Here is a 24,940-nt window from a genome sequence, read left to right on the forward strand (position 1 = left end):
TGGCTTCCATTATTTTTGGAATGGCATACCGAATTGTGTTAAAAGTTCACGAGCTTCTTCATCAGTTTTCGCTGTAGTAACGATTACGATGTCCATACCGCGGACTTTACTTACTTTATCATAATCAATCTCAGGGAAAATTAGTTGCTCTTTAACACCTAATGTGTAGTTACCACGACCGTCGAATGATTTCTTAGAAACACCACGGAAATCACGCACACGTGGTAAAGAAACTGATACTAATTTGTCGAAGAACTCATACATTTGCTCACCGCGTAAAGTTACTTTTGCACCGATTGGCATACCTTCACGAAGACGGAAACCAGCGATTGATTTTTTAGCGCGAGTTACAACAGGTTTTTGACCTGCGATATGCGTTAATTCTTCTACTGCATTGTCTAAAGCTTTTGAGTTAGATACCGCGTCACCAACACCAGTGTTGATTACGATCTTTTCGATTTTCGGTACTTCCATCACAGATTTATAGTTAAACTTGCTCACTAGAGCAGGAGTAATTTCCTTTTGGAACTTCTCTTTAAGGCGATTCAATGAAGTGACCTCCTTTCTTAAGAAAATTATTTATCTAATAATTCACCAGATTTTTTTGCAATACGAACTTTTTTACCATCTTCTACTTTGAAGCCTACACGAGTAGGTTCGCCTGTTTTCGGATCTAATACCATAACATTAGAAACGTGAATAGGTGCTTCTTTCGTAATAATTCCACCTTGTGGATTTAATTGAGATGGCTTAGAGTGTTTCTTAACGATGTTAACACCCTCAACGATAACACGGTTTTGCTTTGGGAAAGCCACAAGGATAACACCTTGTTTTCCTTTGTCTTTACCAGTGATTACCTGTACTTTATCACCTTTTTTTACATGCATCTTAATTCTGCACCTCCTTAGCAAGGCAATACCTTAAATTATAGAACTTCTGGAGCTAAAGAAACGATCTTCATGAAGTTGCTATCACGTAATTCACGAGCTACTGGTCCAAAAATACGAGTACCACGTGGGCTCTTATCGTCTTTAATGATAACCGCTGCGTTTTCATCAAATTTAATGTAAGAACCGTCCGTACGACGAGCTCCGCTCTTCGTACGTACCACTACTGCCTTAACAACGTCACCTTTTTTAACAACGCCACCTGGTGTTGCTTGTTTTACCGTAGCAACGATAATATCACCAATGTTAGCATATTTACGACCAGAGCCGCCTAATACTTTAATTGTTAAAAGTTCACGTGCACCAGAATTGTCAGCAACTTTCAAACGAGATTCTTGTTGGATCATGTTATGAAACCTCCCTTCGGACTAAAAATTCCGATTCGTCTATTTAGATAATAACCGCTTCTTCAACGATTTCAACTAAACGGAAACGCTTAGTAGCAGAAAGCGGGCGAGTTTCCATGATTTTTACGATATCGCCAATTTTTGCTTGGTTTTGCTCATCATGGGCTTTGTACTTTTTAGAATACTTAACACGTTTTCCGTACAAGGAATGAGTTTTGTAAGTTTCAACTAAAACTGTAATCGTTTTGTCCATTTTGTCAGACACTACACGACCAGTATAAACTTTGCGTTGGTTACGTTCGCTCACTATGCAAACCTCCCCTCAATTTATCGATTAATTCCGATCTCTCTTTCACGAACTACAGTTTTCATACGAGCAATTGCTTTACGCACTTCACGGATGCGAGTTGGATTCTCTAATTGTCCTGTAGCAAGTTGGAAGCGAAGATTAAACAACTCTTCCTTTAAAGCTTTAACTTTTGTTTCGATTTCGGCAGTGGTTAATTCACGAATATCATTAGTTTTCATTAGATTCACCACCATTTTCTTCACGTTTTACGAATTTACATTTCACTGGTAATTTGTGAGCTGCAAGACGTAAGGCTTCGCGTGCTACCTCTTCAGATACACCCGCGATTTCGAACATAATTTTCCCAGGTTTTACTACTGCTACCCAGCCTTCTGGTGCCCCTTTACCGGAACCCATACGTACTTCTAGAGGTTTTGCAGTGTAAGGCTTAGAAGGGAAAATTTTAATCCATACTTTACCGCCACGTTTCATGTAACGAGTCATTGCACGACGAGCAGCTTCGATTTGACGGTTTGTAATCCATGAAGCAGCTTGTGCTTGTAAACCGAATTCACCGAAAGCAATTTCAGCTCCACCTTTTGCACGACCACGCATTTTACCACGATGCTCTCTACGATATTTTACGCGTTTAGGCATTAACATATTATTTTCCTCCTTCCTCAGAAGCTTTCTTTTTTGTAGGAAGGACTTCTCCACGGTAGATCCATACTTTTACGCCTAATTTACCGTATGTTGTATCAGCTTCAACTGCTGCATAGTCAATATCAGCGCGAAGTGTATGAAGTGGAACAGTTCCTTCACTGTAAGATTCTGCACGAGCGATATCAGCTCCGCCAAGACGACCAGAAACCTGTGTTTTAATACCTTTAGCTCCTGCACGCATAGCACGTTGAATTACTTGCTTCTGTGCACGACGGAAAGATACACGGTTTTCTAATTGACGAGCGATGTTTTCGCCTACTAATTTAGCGTTAAGATCAGCTCTCTTAACTTCTAAGATGTTGATGTGTACACGCTTGCCTGTTAATTGGTTAAGAGCTTTACGAAGCGCTTCAACTTCTGTACCACCTTTACCAATTACCATACCAGGTTTTGCAGTGTGAATTGTAACATTTACACGATTTGCTGCACGTTCGATTTCTACTTTAGCAACAGCAGAATCTTTTAAGCGTACAGTAATGTACTCACGGATTTTGATGTCTTCATGTAATAATGTAGCGTAATCTTTTTCAGCGAACCAACGAGATTCCCAGTCACGGATAACACCGACACGAAGACCAATTGGATTAACCTTCTGACCCATCGATTATCCCTCCTTCTTTTCTGATACCACAACTGTAATGTGGCTTGTGCGTTTGTTAATTTGGCTTGCACGACCCATTGCACGTGGACGGAAACGTTTCAACGTTGGACCTTCGTCAACGAAAACTGTTTCAACAACTAGGTTGTTAATGTCCATTTCGTAATTGTGCTCTGCATTTGCGATTGCAGATTTTAAAACTTTCTCTACAACTGGAGAAGCAGTTTTTGGTGTGTGGTTAAGGATAGCAATCGCTTCACCCACTTGCTTACCTCGGATTAAGTCTACAACTAAACGAACTTTACGAGGAGCAATACGAACTGTTCTCGCTACTGCTTTAGCTTGCATTGAAGTGCCTCCTCTCATTATCTTCTAGTTTTCTTATCGTCAGCAAGGTGACCTTTGTACGTACGAGTTGGTGCGAATTCACCTAACTTATGGCCAACCATATCCTCAGTGATGTACACAGGTACGTGTTTACGACCATCATATACAGCAATTGTATGACCGATGAACTGAGGGAAGATTGTTGAACGGCGAGACCAAGTTTTAACAACTTGTTTTTGCTCAGATGCAACTAATTTTTCCATTTTGCTCATTAAGTGATCATCGACAAATGGTCCTTTTTTTAAGCTACGAGCCATTGTGGTGCCTCCCTTCGTGATTGGCGTACGGTTCTAGAAATGAACCGTACTACAATCCCATTATTTTTTACGACGACGAACGATAAATTTATCAGACGCTTTATTTTTCTTACGAGTCTTGAATCCAAGAGTTGGTTTACCCCATGGAGACATTGGAGACTTACGTCCGATTGGAGAGCGTCCTTCACCACCACCGTGTGGGTGATCAACTGGGTTCATTACAGAACCACGAACTGTTGGGCGCTTACCTAACCAGCGAGAGCGACCCGCTTTACCGATTTTGATAAGTTCATGTTGTTCGTTACCTACTTGACCAACTGTAGCGCGACAAGCAGATAATACTAAACGCACTTCACCAGAAGTTAAACGTACAAGTACGTATTTTCCTTCTTTACCAAGTACTTGAGCAGATGTACCAGCAGAACGAACTAATTGTCCGCCACGACCAGGCTTAAGCTCGATGTTATGAACAACAGTACCTACTGGAATGTTGATTAATGGTAATGCGTTACCGATTTTAATGTCAGCTTCAGCGCCAGACATAACTTCCATACCTACTTCTAAGTTTTTAGGAGCAAGGATGTAACGTTTTTCACCGTCAACGTAGTTAATTAATGCGATATTCGCAGAGCGGTTTGGATCGTATTCGATCGTAGCAACGCGTCCTGGAATTCCATCTTTGTTACGTTTAAAGTCGATGATACGGTATTGACGCTTATGTCCGCCACCTTGGTGACGTACAGTAATTTTACCTTGGTTATTACGACCAGCCTTTTTGCTTAAAGGCGCAAGTAAAGACTTTTCCGGTCTGTCAGTCGTAATTTCAGCGAAATCATTCGTTGTCATATTACGACGACCGTTAGTAGTTGGTTTATACTTCTTAATTGCCATCTCAATTTCCCTCCTTCTTTAGTAAGAATTAAACACCTTGGAAGATTTCGATTTCTTTGCTGTCAGCAGTTAGCTTAACGATTGCTTTACGACGACGGTTAGTAAAACCAGCGTGACGACCAACGCGTTTTGCTTTCGGCTTGTAGTTCATGATATTTACTTTGTCTACATTAACACCAAAGATCGCTTCTACAGCGTCTTTAACTTCTGTTTTATTAGATTTAACGTCCACATCGAACGTGTATTTTTTTTCAGCCATCATTTCCATAGAACGTTCAGTGATAACTGGGCGCTTAATGATATCACGAGGATCTCTCATTATGCAAGCACCTCCTCTACTTTTTCCACTGCCGCTTTTGTCATGATTAGCTTATCATGATGAAGCACGTCTAAAACGTTTACGCCATCAGCAGTGATTACTGTTACTCCAGGAATATTGCGAGCAGATAACTCTACAGCTTCGTTTGCATCAGCAGTTACGATAAGAGCTTTCTTCTCTACAGTTAATCCTTTAAGTACTGCTACCATGTCTTTTGTTTTTGGTGCATTTAACACTAGGTCTTCAAGAACTACAATGTTGTTCTCAACTACTTTAGTAGCTAATGCAGATTTAATAGCTAAGCGACGAACTTTCTTAGGAAGTTTGTACGCATAGCTTCTTGGTGTAGGTCCGAATACCGTACCACCACCACGCCATTGAGGAGAGCGGATAGAACCTTGACGAGCACGTCCAGTTCCTTTTTGACGCCATGGTTTACGACCACCACCGCGCACTTCAGAGCGAGTTTTTACTTTGTGTGTACCTTGACGTAAAGATGCACGTTGCATCATTACAGCTTCGAAAAGTACAGCTTCATTTGGTTCGATACCGAAAATAGCTTCAGCTAATTCGATTTCACCAACCTGTGAACCAGTTTGGTTATATACAGTAACTTTTGGCATTGGAATTCCTCCTTCCTATTGTGAATTATTTACTAACCTTCACAGCGCCTTGAACAACTACAAGAGATTTCTTAGCACCTGGAACGTTACCTTTTACTAGTAATAAGTTGCGCTCAGCGTCAACTTGAACGATTTCTAAGTTTTGGATTGTAACTTGGTCTCCACCCATACGTCCAGCAAGTTTTTTACCTTTGAATACACGGTTCGGAGCAACTGGGCCCATTGAACCAGGACGACGGTGATAGCGAGAACCATGAGACATAGGTCCGCGAGATTGTCCGTGGCGTTTAATAACACCTTGGAAACCTTTACCTTTAGAAATTCCTGTTACGTCAACGATTTCACCTGCAGTGAAAACTTCAACTTTTACCTCTTGACCAACCTCTAATCCGTCCACGTCTGCATCGCGGATTTCGCGAATGAAGCGCTTAGGAGTAGTAGATGCTTTAGCAGTGTGGCCTTGTTCAGGTTTGTTAGTTAACTTTTCACGTTTATCGTCAAATCCTAACTGAATTGCATTATAGCCGTCAGTTTCTGTTGTTTTCTTTTGAAGAACAACGTTTGGAGTCGCAGCGATTACTGTTACTGGGATTAACTCACCGTTTTCAGCAAATACTTGAGTCATACCGATCTTTCTTCCTAAGATTCCTTTGGTCATGAGTTACACCTCCTACATTTTTAAGTTATATAAATTATAATTTGATTTCGATATCTACACCAGATGGTAAGTCTAAACGCATTAATGAATCTACTGTTTGCGGAGTAGGACTCACGATGTCGATTAGACGTTTGTGCGTGCGCATTTCGAATTGCTCACGAGAATCTTTGTACTTATGAACAGCACGAAGAATTGTGTAAACAGTTTTTTCAGTTGGTAATGGGATCGGACCAGAAACTGTTGCCCCAGAACGCTTAGCTGTTTCTACAATTTTCTCAGCTGACTGATCAAGAATACGGTGATCGTAAGCTTTTAAACGGATACGGATTTTTTCTTTTGCCATTATTTTCCCTCCTTCGTTCGCCTATTTCTAAAATAGACCTTCTCCATGGAAATTTCCCCACACCATGCCATGGCAAAGCGGCCGGGTGTGTCAGCAACCTTCCACTTCATCGCAGTCAAAGACCAACATTGTCTATTATACAATGTTATTCGTCTAGATGCAAGCATCTTTTTGTTTGCATCTACTTTTCTCTACTTTTGCTATTATACATGGCACTTTAAAGAATTTCAAGTTTTCATCTACTCTCATTTAACTTACAATTTTTGGTCGTTACTTTCGTTTTATATACTATAGAAGAAACTCATTCAAAAATAGAAAATGCACCTCATTCTTCTATATAAACAAGCAATAAAAAAACTCAAGGGAGAATCCCTTGAGTTTTTAATAATCTATTTAAAGATTATTCAGCAACGATTGTAGCAACTACACCGTAACCTACTGTACGTCCACCTTCACGAATAGAGAATTTAGTTCCCTCTTCGATTGCGATTGGAGCGATAAGTTCGATAGTCATTTCGATGTTGTCACCAGGCATTACCATTTCAGTACCTTCTGGTAATTGGATGATACCAGTTACGTCAGTTGTACGGAAATAGAATTGCGGACGGTAGTTAGCGAAGAATGGAGTGTGACGTCCACCTTCTTCTTTAGATAATACGAAAACTTCAGCTTTGAATTTAGCGTGAGCTTTTACAGAACCGCTTTTAGCAAGAACTTGTCCACGTTGGATGTCTTCACGAGCAACCCCACGAAGTAGAGCACCAATGTTGTCTCCTGCTTGAGCTTGGTCAAGAAGTTTACGGAACATTTCTACACCAGTTACAGTTGTAGAAGCGTTCTCTTCAGCAAGACCGATGATTTCTACTACGTCACCAACTTTAACTACTCCACGCTCTACACGACCAGTTGCAACTGTACCACGACCTGTGATAGAGAATACATCCTCGATAGGCATTAAGAATGGTTTGTCAGTTTCACGTTCTGGAGTTGGGATGTAAGCATCAACTTCAGCCATTAATTCGATGATTTTTTCTTCCCACTCAGCTTCTCCTTGAAGAGCTTTAAGAGCAGAACCTTTAACTACAGGAATATCGTCGCCTGGGAATCCGTATTCAGATAATAGGTCGCGAACTTCCATTTCTACTAATTCTAATAATTCTTCGTCGTCTACCATGTCGCATTTGTTTAAGAATACAACGATGTAAGGAACACCTACTTGACGAGAAAGAAGGATGTGCTCACGTGTTTGAGGCATTGGGCCATCAGCAGCAGATACTACTAAGATACCGCCGTCCATTTGAGCAGCACCAGTGATCATGTTTTTAACATAGTCAGCGTGACCTGGGCAGTCAACGTGTGCATAGTGACGAGTTTCAGTTTCGTACTCAACGTGTGCAGTTGAGATTGTGATACCGCGCTCTCTTTCTTCTGGAGCAGCATCGATTTGGTCGTATCCGCGTGCTTCAGCACCACCAGCTTTTGCAAGAACTGTAGTGATCGCAGCAGTTAATGTAGTTTTACCATGGTCAACGTGGCCGATTGTACCGATGTTAACATGGGGTTTAGAACGTTCGAATTTAGCTTTAGCCATTCTAAATTCCTCCTTAGTTTATATAGGTTATTTTATATTTAGACTAGAAAGTGAAACTTAAGTCCCACTTTCTAAGCTTACATAAGTAGTTATACTTGAACAATCGATAAAAATCAATTATTCACCTTTATTTTTTTTGATAATTTCTTCTGAAACAGACTTCGGTACTTCTTCATAATGATCAAATGTCATTGAGAATGTTCCGCGTCCTTGCGTGTTAGAACGTAATGACGTTGCATAACCGAACATTTCAGAAAGTGGAACCATAGCGCGAACAACTTGTGCGTTACCGCGAGCTTCCATACCTTCTACACGTCCACGACGAGATGTTACGTCACCCATAATGTCACCCATGTACTCTTCAGGAATTACAACTTCAACTTTCATCATTGGCTCAAGAATTACTGGGCTACATTTAGAAACCGCAGCTTTAAGCGCCATAGATGCAGCGATTTTGAACGCCATCTCAGAGGAGTCAACATCATGGTAAGATCCATCAACTAATGCAGCTTTAATGTCAACTAGTGGATAACCAGCTAGTACACCATTTTTAAGTGCATCTTCAAGACCTGCTCCAACAGCTGGGATGTATTCACGCGGAACTACACCACCGACGATCTTGTTTTGGAATTCGAATCCTTTACCTTCTTCATTAGGTTCAAACTCAATCCAAACGTGACCGAATTGTCCACGACCACCAGATTGACGAGCGAACTTACCTTCAACTTTCGCAGCAGCACGGAAAGTTTCACGGTATGCTACCTGAGGAGCACCAACGTTTGCTTCCACTTTGAATTCACGGCGCATACGGTCAACGATGATATCAAGGTGAAGTTCACCCATACCAGCGATGATTGTTTGGCCAGTTTCTTGGTCAGTGTGAGCACGGAATGTTGGATCTTCTTCAGAAAGCTTAGATAATGCTGTACCCATTTTATCTTGGTCAGCTTTAGATTTTGGTTCGATAGCTACAGAGATAACTGGCTCTGGGAATTCCATAGACTCAAGGATAACAAGGCTCTTCTCGTCACAAAGAGTATCACCAGTAGTAGTATCTTTTAAACCAACAGCAGCAGCGATATCACCAGCGTAAACTGTTGAAATCTCTTCACGGCTGTTAGCGTGCATTTGTAGGATACGTCCTACACGCTCACGCTTACCTTTAGTTGAGTTTTTCACGTATGATCCAGAGTTTAACACACCAGAATATACACGGAAGAACGTTAATTTACCAACATAAGGGTCAGTCATGATTTTGAATGCTAGAGCTGCGAATGGCTCTTCATCGCTAGACTTACGTTCTACAGCTTCATCTGTATCCGGAAGAGTACCTTTAATAGCAGGTACATCTAATGGAGATGGTAAGTAGTCAATAACTGCGTCTAACAGAATCTGAACACCTTTATTTTTGAATGCAGAACCACAGATTACTGGGAAGAATTCAACAGAAGTTGTAGCCTTACGGATACCAGCTTTAAGCTCTTCTACAGTAATTTCTTCACCTTCTAGGTACTTCATCATCATTTCTTCATCAAGCTCAGCTACCGCTTCAATAAGTTTTCCACGGTATTCTTCAGCTAGTTCTTTGTGCTCTTCAGGAATTTCAACACGCTCGATGTCTGTTCCTAAATCGTTACCGTACATGTAAGCACACTCTTCAACAAGGTCAATGATACCATTGAACTCGTCCTCAGCACCGATTGGTAACTGAATTGGATGTGCGTTTGCTTGTAAACGATCGTGGATTGTTCCTACAGAGTATAAGAAATCTGCACCGATCTTATCCATTTTGTTAACGAATACGATACGAGGTACGCCGTAAGTAGTAGCCTGACGCCAAACAGTTTCTGTTTGTGGTTCTACACCAGATTGTGCATCAAGTACCGCTACCGCACCATCAAGTACGCGTAAAGAACGTTCTACTTCTACTGTGAAGTCTACGTGTCCTGGAGTGTCAATGATATTTACACGGTGACCTTTCCATTGAGCTGTAGTTGCAGCAGAAGTAATTGTGATACCACGCTCTTGCTCTTGCTCCATCCAGTCCATCTGAGATGCACCTTCATGAGTTTCACCGATTTTATGAATACGTCCTGTGTAATACAGAATACGCTCAGTTGCTGTTGTTTTACCAGCATCGATGTGAGCCATGATACCAATATTACGAGTGTTTTCTAAAGAGAACTCTCTTGTCATTTGGTGTCTTGCTCCTTCCATATATGGATTGGATTATTTTATTTTAAGTAGCAAAAAAGCCACTTTATATTGTTACATATGCCAGTGTCCAGTACCCTCATTATGTAAAACGAGCGCCCAACGAAAGGGAGAGGCATTCTCCCTCTCCACACTTCCATAAGCGACAAATAAAGCGGTTTATGCATACATTTATTTTACGTTGAATCCTACCAACGGTAATGAGCAAATGCTTTGTTAGCTTCTGCCATTTTATGAGTGTCTTCACGTTTCTTAACAGATGCACCAGCGTTGTTAGCTGCATCTAAGATTTCGTAAGCTAGACGCTCTTCCATAGTTTTTTCACCACGAAGACGAGCATAGTTTACTAACCAGCGAAGACCTAAAGTTGTACGGCGTTCTGGACGAACCTCAACTGGAACTTGGTAGTTAGCACCACCAACACGACGAGCACGTACTTCAAGAACAGGCATGATGTTCTTAAGAGCTTGCTCGAATACTTCCATAGGCTCTTTACCAGCACGTTCACGAACGATATCGAACGCGTTATAAAGAATTGTTTGAGATTTACCTTTTTTACCGTCAACCATCATTTTGTTGATTAGGCGTGTTACAAGTTTAGAATTGTACATTGGATCTGGTAACACGTCACGTTTCGCAACAGGTCCTTTACGAGGCATATTGAGTTCCTCCTTTCATTTTAAGTTTATTATTTTTTAGCAGGTTTTGGTCGCTTAGTACCATATTTAGAACGTCCTTGCATACGTTTGTCAACACCAGCTGTATCAAGCGCACCACGAACGATGTGGTAACGTACCCCTGGTAAATCCTTTACACGACCACCGCGAATTAATACTACGCTATGCTCTTGTAGGTTATGACCGATACCTGGGATGTAAGCTGTAACCTCGATACCATTTGTTAAACGTACACGAGCGTATTTACGTAACGCTGAGTTCGGTTTCTTTGGAGTCATTGTACCAACACGAGTACACACACCACGTTTTTGAGGTGCAGAGATATCAGTTGATTTTTTCTTTAAAGAGTTGAAACCTTTGTTTAACGCAGGTGATTTAGATTTCCATACTTTATCAGTACGACCATTTCTCACTAATTGGTTAATAGTAGGCATTTGATTTATCCTCCCTTCGCATGTTTGTATGACCACATATCCAGGTGGTTCATTATTAGTTGAAAACAAAGTTTTTGCAAGGAAGAGCAAATGCTCTCTCCTCACAAAAACAGTTTTAACTTATTATTCCTATTGCTGAAGCTCCCACTTGAATCCCCGAAACTTTTCCAAGTTTACGAATTGATTCAACTTTGGTTATGGGTACGTTATATTGCAATGCAGTACGAGTAATAACATGGGTTAACCGCATGTCAGTATCTTCTGCAATGACAACTTCTTTAACTGTACCATTTTTGATTGCTTCCAATGTTCGTTTATGACCAACGACTACATTTTCAGCAGTTGACACTTTTTGATAAGACATATACATATCCTCCAAAGCATCGTTCAGGAGCAACCTTGCTTATAGTAACATTTTGACTCATATAATGTCAACTAGGATTATCTGTTTTTATACAAAATTTACGACGGAAAATTTTACTGTTCCACATAAACTTCATCGTTTTCTACATTCATGTCATCTTGTGTTGTTTTCACAAGATCCACTTTGCGATAACGATTCATACCTGTTCCAGCAGGAACAAGTTTACCGATAATAACATTCTCTTTCAATCCTAGAAGTTCATCACGTTTTCCTTTAATTGCTGCATCTGTTAGAACACGAGTTGTTTCTTGGAACGATGCTGCAGATAAGAATGAATCTGTTTCTAGTGAAGCTTTTGTAATACCAAGAAGAACCGGTCTAGCCGTTGCTGGTTGTTTACCTAATAGTAACACCTTCGCATTCGCATCAGTGAACTGATGGATGTCTAGTAACGTTCCTGGTAATACATCAGTTTCACCAGCATCGCTTACGCGAACTTTACGAAGCATTTGGCGAACCATTACTTCTACGTGCTTATCACCAATTTCTACCCCTTGCATACGGTATACTTTTTGAACTTCACGTAGTAAGTATTCTTGAACTGCTGTAATATCAGTTACTTTTAATAATTCTTTCGGATCAATAGAACCTTCTGTTAACTCTTTTCCGTGACTGATAGGCTGTCCTGGAGTTACTTTCAGACGAGCACCGTAAGGAATAGCATACGTACGAGCTTCAACTTCACCCTGTACAACTACTTCTTGGCGATCTTTAACATCGTTGATCGCTGCGATAACACCGTCGATTTCACTGATAACTGCCTGACCTTTCGGATTACGAGCTTCGAAGATCTCTTGGATACGAGGTAAACCTTGTGTGATATCATCCCCGGCAACCCCACCTGTATGGAACGTACGCATCGTTAACTGTGTACCTGGCTCACCGATAGATTGAGCTGCGATAATACCTACCGCCTCTCCTACTTCTACGTCTGTACCAGTTGCTAAGTTACGACCGTAACACTTCTTACATACACCATGGCGAGTATTACATGTAAACGCTGAACGAATGTTTACAGTTTCAACACCCGAATTTTCAACGATATGAGCGATATCTTCAGTAATTAATTGGTTTTCACCAACTAATACTTCACCTGTTTCAGGATGTTTTACAGTTTTTCTTGCAAAACGTCCAACAAGACGGTCATATAATGACTCAATAACTTCATTACCCTCTTTAATCGCACCAATTAGTAAACCACGATCTGTTCCACAATCATCTTCACGGACAATTACATCTTGTGCAACGTCTACAAGACGACGTGTTAAGTAACCAGAATCGGCAGTTTTAAGTGCTGTATCGGCAAGACCTTTACGCGCACCATGCGTAGAGATGAAGTACTCAAGTACTGTTAAACCTTCACGGAAACTTGATTTGATTGGAAGTTCAATGATACGACCAGATGGGTTTGCCATCAAACCACGCATACCAGCAAGCTGAGTAAAGTTCGATGCGTTACCACGGGCACCAGAATCACTCATCATGAAGATTGGATTGCGCTTATTCAAGGATTTCATCAGTTTTCCTTGGATAACATCTTTCGCATTACTCCAAATAGAGATAACACGATCGTAACGTTCTTCTTCCGTGATTAAACCGCGACGGAATTGTTTAATTACATTATCCACTTTTGCTTGTGCTTCGTGGAGAATTTCATCTTTTTCACCTAATACAAGAATATCCGCTACCCCAACTGTAATACCAGCTTTTGTAGAATATTTAAATCCTAAGTTTTTCATGCGATCAAGCATACGAGATGTTTCCGTAATTTGGAAACGTTTAAATACTTCCGCAATGATATTTCCAAGGATTTTCTTGCTAAATGGCGCCACTTCTTCACGACTAGCGATAATCTCTTTAATGTTCGCACCTTTTTCAACGAAATACTTCGCTGGTGTTTCTTTTTCAAGGTTTGAATTTGTCGGTTCGTTAATATAAGGGAACGACTTCGGTAAGATTTCGTTAAACATTAATTTACCAACTGTTGTTAATAGAAGTTTGCTCTTTTGCTCTTCAGTAAATGTTTCGTTGTTTACTGAACTTGCAGCAACTGCAACACGTGTGTGCAGATGTACATATCCATTTTGATATGCAAGCAATGCTTCATTTGCATCTTTGAACACCATACCTTCACCAATTGCACCCTCGCGCTCAAGTGTTAAGTAGTAGTTACCTAATACCATATCCTGAGATGGAGTAACAACTGGTTTTCCATCTTTCGGGTTCAAGATGTTTTGTGCCGCTAACATAAGAAGACGAGCTTCCGCTTGAGCTTCTGATGATAACGGAACGTGAACCGCCATTTGGTCACCATCAAAGTCCGCGTTGTATGCAGTACATACAAGTGGATGAAGACGGATTGCGCGTCCTTCTACTAATGTAGGTTCGAACGCCTGAATACCAAGACGGTGAAGCGTTGGAGCACGGTTTAGAAGTACAGGGTGTTCTTTAATCACAGATTCTAAAACATCCCAAACTTCAGGTTGTACACGCTCGATTTTACGCTTCGCACTCTTAATGTTGTGTGCTAATCCTTTTTCCACTAAATCTTTCATAACGAAAGGTTTGAACAGTTCAAGCGCCATCTCTTTCGGTAATCCACATTGATACATCTTTAAGTTCGGTCCTACAACGATTACAGAACGGCCAGAGTAGTCAACACGTTTACCTAATAAGTTTTGACGGAAACGTCCTTGTTTACCTTTAAGCATGTGAGATAGTGATTTTAATGGACGGTTACCTGGTCCAGTAACTGGACGGCCACGACGACCATTATCGATTAATGCGTCTACAGCTTCTTGTAACATACGTTTTTCGTTTTGAACGATGATGCTTGGTGCACCTAAGTCCAATAGACGTTTTAAACGATTATTACGGTTAATTACACGACGATATAAATCATTTAAGTCAGAAGTTGCAAAACGTCCACCATCTAACTGTACCATTGGGCGTAGTTCTGGCGGGATAACTGGAAGAACATCTAAGATCATCCAAGATGGCTCATTTCCAGAGTTACGGAATGCTTCTAATACTTCTAGACGTTTAATAGCACGAGTACGGCGTTGTCCTTGTGCTGTTTTTAATTCTTCTTTTAAGAAGTCTACTTCTTTATCTAAATCGATGTCTTGTAATAGCTTCTTAATTGCTTCTGCACCCATAGCAGCTTGGAATGTGCTACCATATCGATCACGATATGCACGGTATTCTTTTTCAGAAAGTAATTGCTTCTTATCAAGTGGTGTATCTCCACTTTCTGTTACAACATAAGAAGCGAAATAAATTACTTCTTCAAGCGCGCGAGGGGACATGTCTAAGACAAGTCCCATGCGGCTCGGGATACCTTTGAAATACCAAATATGAGATACAGGAGCAGCTAATTCGATATGGCCCATACGTTCACGACGAACTTTTGCACGCGTTACTTCAACGCCACATCGATCACAAACTACACCTTTATAACGTACACGTTTATATTTTCCGCAATGACATTCCCAGTCCTTTTGTGGTCCGAAAATACGCTCACAGAACAAGCCATCTTTTTCAGGCTTTAACGTACGATAGTTAATCGTTTCTGGTTTCTTAACTTCACCGTATGACCAAGAACGAATCTTGTCAGGTGAAGCAAGTCCAATCTTCATATATTCAAAGTTATTTACATCTATCAAGGGGCCTACCTCCCTTTTAGTCTACAGGTTATCCCAATTATTCCTTAGTTGTCTCAACTTCGATATTCAATTTGTCTGCTGATTGATGATCATCATCTTCCGTATCACGCATCTCAATTTCTGTATCGTCACTAGACATCATTTTAACGTCCATACCTAAACTTTGCAGTTCTTTAATCAATACTTTGAATGATTCTGGAACGCCTGGTTCTGGAACATTTTCACCTTTAACAATTGCTTCGTACGTCTTAACACGTCCAACAACATCATCAGACTTCACTGTTAAGATTTCTTGAAGAGTATAAGCAGCACCGTAAGCTTCAAGTGCCCAAACCTCCATCTCACCGAAACGCTGTCCACCGAACTGAGCTTTACCTCCAAGAGGTTGCTGCGTTACAAGTGAGTATGGTCCAGTAGAACGAGCATGAAGTTTATCGTCAACCATGTGCGCAAGTTTGATCATGTACATGACACCAACAGATACGCGATTGTCGAATGGTTCACCAGTACGTCCATCATAAAGGATTGTTTTCGCATCATTTGCCATACCAGCTTCTTCGATTGTACCCCATACGTCTTCCTCACGAGCACCATCGAATACTGGCGTTGCAATATGGATGCCAAGGTATCTTGCTGCCATACCAAGATGAAGCTCTAATACCTGACCGATATTCATACGAGATGGTACCCCTAATGGGTTCAACATGATATCGATTGGCGTGCCATCTGGTAAGTAAGGCATATCTTCTTCTGGTAAAATACGAGAGATAACACCTTTGTTACCATGACGACCGGCCATCTTGTCACCTTCAGAAATTTTACGTTTTTGAACGATATATGCACGTACAAGTTGGTTCACACCTGGTGGCAATTCATCGCCATCTTCACGGTTGAATACTTTTACGTCTAAGATAATACCGCCACCACCATGTGGTACACGTAGTGATGTATCACGTACTTCACGTGCTTTTTCACCGAAGATTGCATGTAATAGACGTTCTTCTGCTGTTAATTCTGTTACACCTTTTGGCGTTACTTTACCAACAAGTAGATCTCCATCTTTTACTTCAGCACCGACGCGAATAATACCGCGCTCGTCAAGATTACGAAGTGCATCTTCCCCAACATTCGGGATATCACGTGTAATTTCTTCTGGTCCAAGCTTCGTATCACGAGCTTCCGATTCATATTCTTCAATATGGACAGAAGTGTACACATCATCTTTTACAAGGCGCTCACTCATGATGATTGCATCCTCGTAGTTATAACCATCCCATGTCATAAAGCCAACAAGCACGTTACGTCCAAGTGCTAGTTCACCTTTTTCCATAGAAGGACCATCCGCAAGGATTTCACCTTTTACAACTTGATCTCCAACACTTACAATTGGACGTTGATTGTAACAAGTTCCTTGGTTAGAACGAATGAATTTCAACATTTTGTAGCGATCTAAATCGCCTTTTACTTTTTGACCGTCAACTTCTACATAGCGACGTACCCAAACTTCACGTGCTTCTACGCGCTCAACAGTACCAGGATGTTTACAGATTACTGCAGCTCCTGAGTCTTTTGCTGATACGTACTCCATACCTGTACCTACAATCGGAGATTCCGGATTCATTAACGGAACCGCCTGACGTTGCATGTTCGCACCCATAAGTGCACGGTTGGAGTCATCGTTTTCTAAGAACGGAATACAAGCTGTCGCTGCGGACACTACTTGTTTTGGAGATACATCCATGTAATCGATACGTTCTTTATTTGTGACAATGTTTTCACCACGGAAACGAGCTACGATATCTTCATCAAGGAATTCCCCTTCTTCAGATAATTTCATGTTCGCTTGGGCTACAACATAGTTATCTTCTTCATCTGCTGTTAAGTAATCAACATGGCCCGTTACACGTCCAGTTTCTGGATCAACACGACGGTATGGTGTTTCAATGAAACCAAACTCATTTACTTTCGCGAATGAAGATAATGAGTTGATCAAACCGATGTTTGGTCCCTCTGGCGTTTCGATTGGACACATACGACCATAGTGAGAGTAGTGAACGTCACGTACTTCAAAGCCTGCACGCTCACGCGTTAAACCACCAGGTCCTAATGCGGATAGTCTTCGTTTGTGTGTTAACTCTGCTAATGGGTTTGTTTGGTCCATGAACTGAGATAACTGAGAACTTCCGAAGAACTCTTTAATAGATGCAATAACCGGACGAATGTTAATTAACGCTTGCGGTGTAATTGCATTTGTATCTTGGATCGACATTCTCTCACGAACAACACGTTCCATACGAGAAAGACCGATGCGGAATTGGTTTTGTAATAACTCCCCTACAGAACGAAGACGACGGTTTCCTAAATGGTCAATATCATCTGTATCCCCTACTTTGTATAGTAAGTTAAAGAAGTAGCTAATAGAAGCAAGGATATCACCTGGTGTGATGTGTTTTACGTCACGAGTGATATTTGCATTCCCAATTACATTGATAGAACGTTCACCGTCTGACTCTGGAGCATAAATCTTAATCGATTGCAGCTCAACATCGCCTTCTACCACTCCACCCATTGGTTTCGCTGTCTTGAATCCAATGTTTTTCTCTAAGTAAGGTAAAATGCGATCTAGTGTACGACGGTCTAAGATTGTTCCTTCTGCCGCTAAAATTTCTCCAGTTTCTGGATCTACTAATGTTTCAGCTAAGCGTTGGTTAAACAATCTGTTTTTAATGTGTAACTTTTTGTTGATCTTGTAACGACCTACATTTGCTAAATCGTAGCGCTTCGGATCAAAGAAGCGAGAAACAAGCAAGCTTTTCGCATTTTCTACTGTTGGTGGTTCACCTGGGCGTAGACGCTCATAAATTTCAAGCAATGCTTTTTCTGTGCTATCTGTGTTGTCTTTTTCTAGCGTATTGCTTAAGTATTCGTTATCACCTAAAAGCTCGGTGATTTCTTGATCAGAGCCAAACCCTAATGCGCGTAACAAAACAGTTACAGGAAGTTTACGCGTACGGTCGATACGCACATATACAACATCCTTAGCATCTGTTTCATACTCTAACCAAGCTCCGCGGTTTGGAATTACAGTAGCAGTAAAACCACGTTTTCCGTTTTTATCCACTTTGCCACTATAGTATACGCTTGGAGAGCGAACTAACTGGGAAACGATAACACGTTCTGCACCGTTAATTACGAATGTTCCTGTCTCTGTCATGAGTGGGAAATCTCCCATGAACACATCCTGTTCTTTTACTTCACCAGTTTCCTTATTGATTAGACGAACTTTCACACGAAGTGGTGCTGCATACGTCACATCACGCTCTTTACATTCTTCTACAGAGTATTTAGGTTCACCTAAGCTGTAGTCGATAAATTCAAGCGATAGATTTCCCGTAAAGTCTTCAATCGGAGAAATGTCTTGGAACATTTCTCGCAAACCCTCATCAAGAAACCACTGATAAGAAGAGGTTTGAATTTCGATAAGATTTGGTAACTCTAATACTTCACTAATACGGGCATAACTTCTTCGTTGGCGGTGGCGTCCGTATTGAACTAGTTGACCTGTCAACTGCTTCACCCCTCAAATCATGAGTATTATAAATGCACAAAAAAATTGTGCAAAATCACAAATAAATATAGCTAACGCCAGTAGCGCAGCTTTTTTCTCTCAAAGATAGATACGTTGAGTCTTTCTACCTGCTCAAAAAAGAAAAATGGCTTCTATAAGAAAACCATCATTCTGTTTCATCATCTGCTGATTTTACTATCTTTTCCAAGAGAAGCAAAAATATACATCGTTCTCAACGCAGAAAATCATATATTGGCATTGTATAATGTTAACATAGCCAAAAATAACCGTCAACGTTTTTTTGATTTTATGATATAATATCCTTTTTTCTTTTCTACAACTTCAACTTCAGAAAATGTTTCCTCTAGTTTTTTAAGCGCAGATGGTGCACCTTGTTTCTTTTGAATAACAATCCAAAGCTCTCCACCCGACACTAGATGAAGGGCAGCTTTTTCTAAAATCTCATGCACGATATGCTTACCAGCACGAATTGGAGGATTAGATAGAATAGCAGCATACTTGCCATCTACATTTTCATAGACACTACTTTGAAAAATACGAACGTTTTCAATTTTGTTATTAGCAGCATTTTCTTTTGCAAGTCCAAGTGCCCTGTCGTTCACATCCACCATGTGAACGCTACGCTCTTGAAACTCTTTCGCTAACGACAAACCGATTGGACCGTATCCACATCCCACGTCTAATACGTCACCTTTAATATCCGGCATTTGAAACGCTTCAATTAAAAGACGAGAACCAAAGTCCACCTCGTTTTTCGAAAACACCCCATGGTCAGATAAAAAAGCAAATTGAGATCCTCGCAATGTATATTCCCATCGTTTACGATCACTTTTGCTCGAAGGGTCATTAGAAAAATAATGGTCTGCCATATGGCCACCTCTCTTCTTTACAGTTAAAAAAAAAGCCCGCATAAGAGCGAGCTTTTTTATAGCTTCAAAAGTTAATTACTTAACTTCTACAGAAGCGCCAACTTCTTCAAGTTTAGCTTTGATTTCTTCAGCTTCTTCTTTAGAAGCGCCTTCTTTAACTGCTTTTGGAGTGTTGTCAACTACTTCTTTAGCTTCTTTTAAGCCAAGACCAGTGATTTCACGAACAACTTTGATAACTTTGATTTTTTGTGCGCCTGCGCTAGCAAGTACAACATCAAATTCAGTTTGCTCAGCAGCAGCTTCACCAGCGCCACCAGCTACAGCTACAGGAGCAGCAGCAGTTACGCCGAATTCTTCCTCGATAGCTTTTACTAAGTCGTTAAGTTCTAATACAGTCATAGATTTAACTGCTTCAATGATTTGTTCTTTAGTCATTGTAAATATCCTCCCTTAATTAGGTTCTTATTGTTTTATCGATAACACGTAATTATCTTTTGAAAATTAAGCGCCTTGCTCTTCTTTTTGATCTGCAACTGCTTTAGTAGCGATTGCAAGACCACGCATTGGAGCTTGAAGAACGCTAAGAAGCATAGAAAGTAAGCCTTCACGTGATGGAAGAGTAGCGATAGCTTTAACCTCATCAAGTGATACAAGTTTACCTTCGATTACGCCTGCTTTAATTTCTAAAGCTTCATGATCTTTAGCGAAGTCGTTTAAAACTTTCGCAGGAGCAATTACATCCTCGTTACTGAACGCGATTGCGTTTGGTCCTGTTAAGAATTCGTTTAACCCAGCCATTTCAACAGATTCTGCAGCACGACGAGTTAAAGAGTTTTTGTAAACTTTGAACTCAACGCCAGCTTCACGTAAGTTTTTACGTAATTCTGTTGCTTCAGCAACTGTTAAACCACGGTAGTCAACAACGATTGTAGATTTACTTTCGCGAAGTTTTTCAGCGATTTCAGTTACAACTTGTTGTTTAGTTTCGATTGCTTTGCTCATGTTATTACACCTCCTGTAGATTATATAGAAGATGTACCGACAGTGCACTAAAAAACCCCCATGCCCAATTGTAGACATGGAGGCATATAGTCACAGAAAAAATTCCGTTTCGTATATTAACACCTAGGTGGGAAATTAAGCCAAGTTGGCACCCACTGTCTACGGTACACTATTTAAATTCACAACATAAATGATTATATTAAAACTTCTTTATGAAGTCAACTTCCAATTTTTACGCGATTGTAGAAACGTCTACACGTACGCCAGGTCCCATTGTAGAAGCAACAGTTGCGTTCTTCATGTAAGTACCTTTTGCAGCAGCTGGTTTAGCTTTTAACAGCGTGTCAGCAATTGTTTTGAAGTTTTCTACTAGTTTAGCATCTTCGAAAGATACTTTACCGATTGGAACATGGATGTTACCAGCTTTATCAACGCGGTATTCAACTTTACCAGCTTTGATTTCGTTAACAGCTTTTGTTACATCGAAAGTAACTGTTCCAGTTTTAGGGTTCGGCATTAAACCTTTAGGTCCTAATACACGACCAAGTTTACCAACTTCACCCATCATGTCAGGAGTTGCTACTACTACATCGAAATCGAACCAACCTTGTTGGATTTTGCCGATGTAATCAGTATCACCTACGAAGTCAGCGCCAGCAGCTTCAGCTTCTTTTGCTTTTTCGCCTTTAGCGAATACTAATACACGTTGAACTTTACCAGTACCGTGTGGAAGAACAACTGCACCACGAATTTGTTGGTCAGCTTTCTTAGGGTCAACACCTAAACGAAATGCAGCTTCTACAGTTGCATCAAATTTAGCTGTGTTTGTTTTCTTTACTAATTCTACTGCTTCTGTTGCAGAGTATGCAGTTGCACGATCAACAAGCTTCGCAGCTTCTACGTACTTTTTACCTCTTTTAGCCATGTTTATTTCCTCCTTGAATGTGGTTTTAGCGGAATAACCTCCCACGTTTACGCCTTCATTCCGGGAACCCCCGAGGATGTGCGCCCATCCATTTATTTAAAAACGATACTCATTTACGATAATAAAGGTTGCGAATTGGAATTCCAGACCCGCAACCTTTTTTACAAAAAACAAATCGAATTAGTCTTCGATTACGATGCCCATACTGCGTGCAGTACCTTCAACCATACGCATTGCAGCTTCTACACTAGCAGCGTTTAGGTCAGGCATTTTAGTTTCAGCGATTTCGCGAACTTTATCACGCTTAACAGTTGCCACTTTATTACGGTTTGGTTCACCAGAACCAGACTCGATACCAGCTACTTTCTTAAGAAGAACAGCAGCAGGAGGAGTTTTAGTAATGAAAGTGAATGAACGGTCTTCGAATACCGTAATTTCAACAGGAATGATAAGACCAGCTTGATCTGCTGTACGAGCGTTGAACTCTTTACAGAAGCCCATGATATTAACACCCGCTTGTCCTAATGCTGGACCAACTGGTGGAGCTGGGTTAGCTTTACCTGCAGGAATTTGAAGTTTTACCATTTTAATTACCTTTTTAGCCACGAGACACACCTCCTTAAGTCCGTGATGTGGTCAATTGGGCAGTGATTTGCCCTCCCACTTTTATTTTATCTGTACGATAAAATCTTTTCAAAAAACGTCTCCGTTACCGAAGACGTACTGACTTAAAAGATATTATCACTTTTTACAATTCATTTCAAGTTTCATTTTATAATTTTTCAATTTGATGGAAATCCAGCTCGACCGGTGTTTCACGACCAAACATGTCTACAAGCACTCTTACTTTTTGTTTTTCCATATCAATCTCTTCGATTGCGCCTGTATAGTTCGCGAATGGCCCTTCATTTACACGCACTGTTTCATGAAGTTCAAAGTCAAAATCAACCACTTCATTGTCCATTCCCATATGCTTCATAATGGTAACAACTTCCTCTTCTAATAAAGGAGATGGCTTTGAACCTGACCCAGAAGATCCAACAAAACCTGTTACGCCTGGTGTATTACGAACAACATACCAAGAATCATCAGTCATAATTAGTTCAACTAATACATAACCTGGGAATACTTTTCTTTTTGTTAACTTTTCTTTTCCGTTTTTCATTTCTACTTCTACTTCTTCCGGAACAACAACACGGAAAATTTTATCTTGCATTCCCATTGATTCTACACGTTTCTCTAGGTTTGCTTTTACTTTATTTTCATATCCAGAATAAGTATGGACAACATACCAACTTTTTTCCATTCATTTAGGACGAGCGTCCTTCCCTCCCTGACGTACATTTTTTTGTGCAAATGAAAAAACCCGTTCATCGGGCTTTTACACAGTTCGTATAAATAACATTATATCATGGATAAGTGCTTCTTATTCAAGAACTAACCAAGAATTAACCGAATTAAAGAAGAAATACCCATGTCAACTACTGCAAAGAAAACTGCAAAAAACACAACTGTCGCAATAACAGTAGCTGTTGAACGGAGTAATTCATCTTTCTTAGGCCAACTTACTTTTTTCATTTCGCGACCTACATCGCCGAAAAAGTTCGTCAAACGCATTTACGGGACCTCCAGTGTATTGTTTCGATTATTTATTTTGTTTCCTTATGAACTGTATGCATATTGCATATTTTACAAAACTTCTTTATCTCAAGTCGCTCTACTGAGCTCGTATCTTTCATTGTGGAGTAGTTTCGATTCTTACACTCTTCACATGAGAGTACAACTTTTTTCCTCATTTGTTACACCAACCTTGTAACATTATGTCCCTAAAAATGTATCATACAATAAAAGACAATGTCAATGACATGCCGCTTACTACCTTACAAAAAGAAAACAGGAGAATCACTTTACCTCCTGCGACATATACTATGAGTTTAAAGTTGTATTTTCTCTCATTTCCATATATCGTTCAAGTTTTCTTTTCACACGCTGCAGGGCGTTATCAATAGACTTTACGTGTCTATTTAGCTGTTCTGAGATTTCTTGATAAGAGCGACCATCTAAGTATAAAGAAAGGACTTTCCTTTCTAAATCGCTTAATAATTCAGATATTTTTAGTTCTATGTCGGTATATTCTTCCTGGCTAATAATCATCTCTTCAGGATCAGTTACCTTTGCTTCTGAAATAACATCTAATAGCGTACGATCAGATTCCTCATCGTAAATCGGTTTGTCTAAAGAAACATATGAATTTAAAGGAATATGTTTTTGTCTCGTTGCTGTCTTAATAGCAGTAATAATTTGACGAGTAATACATAATTCAGCAAATGCTTTAAAAGAAGAGAGCTTGTCCTCTTTATAATCACGAATAGCTTTAAACAATCCAATCATACCTTCTTGAACAATATCTTCCCGATCGGCACCTACTAAAAAATACGATCTTGATTTTGCGCGAACAAAGTTCTTGTACTTGTGAATTAAATATTCAAGAGCATCAATATTACCTTTTCGAACTAACTCAACTATTGCCTCATCCTCTAAATCGCGAAACGTAACGTTGTTGGTACTTACGAAGCCTGTTTCCACTCTGATCCCTCCGACCGCTATTTATTTAGAAATATTATACAGTAAGCGCTTGAAGAGCGTCAATGGTTCAACGCTCTCCTCGCCTTAATTTTTCTAACTTTTCTGTAATATCCTTGCTAAATATCGTTCGCATAGCTGGTTGTTTATCTTTTACCTCTCGCGTTTGATGGCGCACTTGTTGTTCCACCGCCTGTACTTCTATCTCTAGTTCACGGGCTGATTTCCTAAGTGCTCCTTGCGCAAAAATAACCCACTGTTCTGTATAATCGGAAGTTGCAACATAAATTTGTGTATTAATGTTACGAAGCTCAATCGCGAGCTGTTCAATTTTTTCATCAGCAGTTTGATTTCTCCTTGTGAAAATAACTTCAACACGCGATTGCTTCATCTTCTTCTCAATACCTTGAACTGTATAAGCATCAAATACAATCATTACTCTTGTTCCTGTATAGCCCTGATAATCCGCCATCTTATCAATTAGCGCGTCCCTTGATGCCTGTAAGTCTACATCCCTCAATTTTTTCAAGTCTCTCCAAGCTCCAATAACGTTATAACCGTCAACGATTAAAATATCGTCCATTT

Annotated in this window: 31 protein-coding genes and 1 other annotated feature; all 31 genes read right to left on the reverse strand. The window is 40.3% G+C overall.

The window, feature by feature from the left end; translation table 11 throughout:
* Positions 1 to 9: 9 nt before the first annotated feature.
* The gene (gene rplE, locus JDS96_RS17790) at positions 10 to 549 is read right to left on the reverse strand and encodes a 50S ribosomal protein L5 (protein WP_018767345.1); all 540 of its coding nucleotides are present in this window, start codon (positions 547 to 549) and stop codon (positions 10 to 12) included.
* Positions 550 to 575: 26 nt separating this feature from the next.
* On the reverse strand, positions 576 to 887 hold the full coding sequence (rplX, locus tag JDS96_RS17795; protein WP_000558201.1) for a 50S ribosomal protein L24: 312 nt from the start codon (positions 885 to 887) through the stop codon (positions 576 to 578).
* Positions 888 to 925: 38 nt separating this feature from the next.
* Complete coding sequence (rplN, locus tag JDS96_RS17800) at positions 926 to 1,294, reverse strand: 50S ribosomal protein L14 (RefSeq protein ID WP_061129083.1); 369 nt, start codon at positions 1,292 to 1,294, stop codon at positions 926 to 928.
* Between the two features lie 43 nt (positions 1,295 to 1,337).
* A complete protein-coding gene (gene rpsQ / locus JDS96_RS17805; protein WP_016116954.1) occupies positions 1,338 to 1,601 on the reverse strand; it encodes a 30S ribosomal protein S17 in 264 nt (87 codons plus the stop codon).
* 20 nt (positions 1,602 to 1,621) lie between these two features.
* On the reverse strand, positions 1,622 to 1,822 hold the full coding sequence (rpmC, locus tag JDS96_RS17810; protein WP_000855718.1) for a 50S ribosomal protein L29: 201 nt from the start codon (positions 1,820 to 1,822) through the stop codon (positions 1,622 to 1,624).
* Positions 1,812 to 2,246, reverse strand: a complete 435-nt coding sequence (gene rplP / locus JDS96_RS17815; RefSeq protein WP_016116953.1) for a 50S ribosomal protein L16 — start codon at positions 2,244 to 2,246, stop codon at positions 1,812 to 1,814. Before rplP ends, rpmC begins: the two co-directional genes overlap by 11 nt.
* 1 nt (position 2,247) lies before the next feature.
* A complete protein-coding gene (gene rpsC, locus JDS96_RS17820) occupies positions 2,248 to 2,907 on the reverse strand; it encodes a 30S ribosomal protein S3 (RefSeq protein ID WP_000529958.1) in 660 nt (219 codons plus the stop codon).
* A gap of 3 nt (positions 2,908 to 2,910) precedes the next feature.
* The gene (gene rplV, locus JDS96_RS17825; RefSeq protein ID WP_003194358.1) at positions 2,911 to 3,252 is read right to left on the reverse strand and encodes a 50S ribosomal protein L22; all 342 of its coding nucleotides are present in this window, start codon (positions 3,250 to 3,252) and stop codon (positions 2,911 to 2,913) included.
* Positions 3,253 to 3,269: 17 nt separating this feature from the next.
* Positions 3,270 to 3,548 (reverse strand): 30S ribosomal protein S19, encoded by a 279-nt coding sequence (gene rpsS / locus JDS96_RS17830; protein ID WP_000124454.1) that lies wholly within the window; start codon positions 3,546 to 3,548, stop codon positions 3,270 to 3,272.
* A 60-nt stretch (positions 3,549 to 3,608) separates the two neighbouring features.
* Positions 3,609 to 4,439 carry a 50S ribosomal protein L2 gene (gene rplB / locus JDS96_RS17835; protein WP_003194355.1) on the reverse strand — a complete coding sequence of 277 codons (831 nt, stop codon included), beginning with the start codon at positions 4,437 to 4,439 and terminating at the stop codon, positions 3,609 to 3,611.
* Positions 4,440 to 4,467: 28 nt separating this feature from the next.
* Positions 4,468 to 4,758 (reverse strand): 50S ribosomal protein L23, encoded by a 291-nt coding sequence (gene rplW, locus JDS96_RS17840; protein ID WP_003194353.1) that lies wholly within the window; start codon positions 4,756 to 4,758, stop codon positions 4,468 to 4,470.
* Positions 4,758 to 5,381, reverse strand: coding sequence for a 50S ribosomal protein L4 (gene rplD, locus JDS96_RS17845; protein WP_003194351.1), 624 nt, complete (start codon positions 5,379 to 5,381; stop codon positions 4,758 to 4,760). The genes rplW and rplD overlap by 1 nt, the downstream gene beginning before the upstream one ends.
* 25 nt (positions 5,382 to 5,406) lie before the next feature.
* Positions 5,407 to 6,039, reverse strand: coding sequence for a 50S ribosomal protein L3 (gene rplC / locus JDS96_RS17850; RefSeq protein WP_003194350.1), 633 nt, complete (start codon positions 6,037 to 6,039; stop codon positions 5,407 to 5,409).
* Between the two features lie 34 nt (positions 6,040 to 6,073).
* Positions 6,074 to 6,382, reverse strand: a complete 309-nt coding sequence (gene rpsJ / locus JDS96_RS17855; RefSeq protein ID WP_001040596.1) for a 30S ribosomal protein S10 — start codon at positions 6,380 to 6,382, stop codon at positions 6,074 to 6,076.
* Between the two features lie 400 nt (positions 6,383 to 6,782).
* Complete coding sequence (gene tuf / locus JDS96_RS17860; protein ID WP_003205504.1) at positions 6,783 to 7,973, reverse strand: elongation factor Tu; 1,191 nt, start codon at positions 7,971 to 7,973, stop codon at positions 6,783 to 6,785.
* A gap of 117 nt (positions 7,974 to 8,090) precedes the next feature.
* On the reverse strand, positions 8,091 to 10,169 hold the full coding sequence (gene fusA, locus JDS96_RS17865) for an elongation factor G (RefSeq protein WP_018767347.1): 2,079 nt from the start codon (positions 10,167 to 10,169) through the stop codon (positions 8,091 to 8,093).
* 206 nt (positions 10,170 to 10,375) lie between these two features.
* The gene (gene rpsG, locus JDS96_RS17870; RefSeq protein ID WP_003194344.1) at positions 10,376 to 10,846 is read right to left on the reverse strand and encodes a 30S ribosomal protein S7; all 471 of its coding nucleotides are present in this window, start codon (positions 10,844 to 10,846) and stop codon (positions 10,376 to 10,378) included.
* 29 nt (positions 10,847 to 10,875) lie between these two features.
* The gene (gene rpsL, locus JDS96_RS17875) at positions 10,876 to 11,298 is read right to left on the reverse strand and encodes a 30S ribosomal protein S12 (RefSeq protein WP_001142341.1); all 423 of its coding nucleotides are present in this window, start codon (positions 11,296 to 11,298) and stop codon (positions 10,876 to 10,878) included.
* Positions 11,299 to 11,413: 115 nt separating this feature from the next.
* Positions 11,414 to 11,662 (reverse strand): ribosomal L7Ae/L30e/S12e/Gadd45 family protein, encoded by a 249-nt coding sequence (locus JDS96_RS17880; RefSeq protein WP_199667600.1) that lies wholly within the window; start codon positions 11,660 to 11,662, stop codon positions 11,414 to 11,416.
* A gap of 113 nt (positions 11,663 to 11,775) precedes the next feature.
* Complete coding sequence (gene rpoC, locus JDS96_RS17885; RefSeq protein ID WP_003194339.1) at positions 11,776 to 15,387, reverse strand: DNA-directed RNA polymerase subunit beta'; 3,612 nt, start codon at positions 15,385 to 15,387, stop codon at positions 11,776 to 11,778.
* A 37-nt stretch (positions 15,388 to 15,424) separates the two neighbouring features.
* Positions 15,425 to 18,955 (reverse strand): DNA-directed RNA polymerase subunit beta, encoded by a 3,531-nt coding sequence (rpoB, locus tag JDS96_RS17890; RefSeq protein ID WP_199667601.1) that lies wholly within the window; start codon positions 18,953 to 18,955, stop codon positions 15,425 to 15,427.
* A gap of 290 nt (positions 18,956 to 19,245) precedes the next feature.
* Positions 19,246 to 19,845 (reverse strand): class I SAM-dependent methyltransferase, encoded by a 600-nt coding sequence (locus tag JDS96_RS17895; protein ID WP_199667602.1) that lies wholly within the window; start codon positions 19,843 to 19,845, stop codon positions 19,246 to 19,248.
* 75 nt (positions 19,846 to 19,920) lie between these two features.
* Positions 19,921 to 20,280, reverse strand: coding sequence for a 50S ribosomal protein L7/L12 (gene rplL / locus JDS96_RS17900; protein ID WP_003194333.1), 360 nt, complete (start codon positions 20,278 to 20,280; stop codon positions 19,921 to 19,923).
* A 66-nt stretch (positions 20,281 to 20,346) separates the two neighbouring features.
* On the reverse strand, positions 20,347 to 20,847 hold the full coding sequence (rplJ, locus tag JDS96_RS17905; RefSeq protein WP_003194331.1) for a 50S ribosomal protein L10: 501 nt from the start codon (positions 20,845 to 20,847) through the stop codon (positions 20,347 to 20,349).
* A 40-nt stretch (positions 20,848 to 20,887) separates the two neighbouring features.
* Positions 20,888 to 21,030: a sequence feature (ribosomal protein L10 leader region), on the reverse strand.
* 49 nt (positions 21,031 to 21,079) lie between these two features.
* Positions 21,080 to 21,772 (reverse strand): 50S ribosomal protein L1, encoded by a 693-nt coding sequence (gene rplA / locus JDS96_RS17910; protein WP_003205496.1) that lies wholly within the window; start codon positions 21,770 to 21,772, stop codon positions 21,080 to 21,082.
* 180 nt (positions 21,773 to 21,952) lie between these two features.
* Positions 21,953 to 22,378 carry a 50S ribosomal protein L11 gene (gene rplK / locus JDS96_RS17915; RefSeq protein WP_001085872.1) on the reverse strand — a complete coding sequence of 142 codons (426 nt, stop codon included), beginning with the start codon at positions 22,376 to 22,378 and terminating at the stop codon, positions 21,953 to 21,955.
* Between the two features lie 166 nt (positions 22,379 to 22,544).
* Positions 22,545 to 23,078 carry a transcription termination/antitermination protein NusG gene (gene nusG, locus JDS96_RS17920; RefSeq protein WP_000415795.1) on the reverse strand — a complete coding sequence of 178 codons (534 nt, stop codon included), beginning with the start codon at positions 23,076 to 23,078 and terminating at the stop codon, positions 22,545 to 22,547.
* A 131-nt stretch (positions 23,079 to 23,209) separates the two neighbouring features.
* Positions 23,210 to 23,389 carry a preprotein translocase subunit SecE gene (gene secE, locus JDS96_RS17925; protein WP_003194325.1) on the reverse strand — a complete coding sequence of 60 codons (180 nt, stop codon included), beginning with the start codon at positions 23,387 to 23,389 and terminating at the stop codon, positions 23,210 to 23,212.
* A gap of 32 nt (positions 23,390 to 23,421) precedes the next feature.
* Complete coding sequence (rpmG, locus tag JDS96_RS17930) at positions 23,422 to 23,568, reverse strand: 50S ribosomal protein L33 (RefSeq protein ID WP_199667603.1); 147 nt, start codon at positions 23,566 to 23,568, stop codon at positions 23,422 to 23,424.
* 130 nt (positions 23,569 to 23,698) lie between these two features.
* Positions 23,699 to 24,358, reverse strand: coding sequence for an RNA polymerase factor sigma-70 (locus tag JDS96_RS17935; protein WP_003194323.1), 660 nt, complete (start codon positions 24,356 to 24,358; stop codon positions 23,699 to 23,701).
* A gap of 67 nt (positions 24,359 to 24,425) precedes the next feature.
* Positions 24,426 to 24,938: an NYN domain-containing protein gene (locus JDS96_RS17940; protein ID WP_006093115.1), complete on the reverse strand. Its 513-nt coding sequence runs from the start codon at positions 24,936 to 24,938 to the stop codon at positions 24,426 to 24,428.
* Positions 24,939 to 24,940 lie beyond the last annotated feature (2 nt).

The organism is Bacillus cereus group sp. N21 (assembly GCF_016483395.1).
Lineage (GTDB): Bacteria > Bacillota > Bacilli > Bacillales > Bacillaceae_G > Bacillus_A > Bacillus_A pseudomycoides.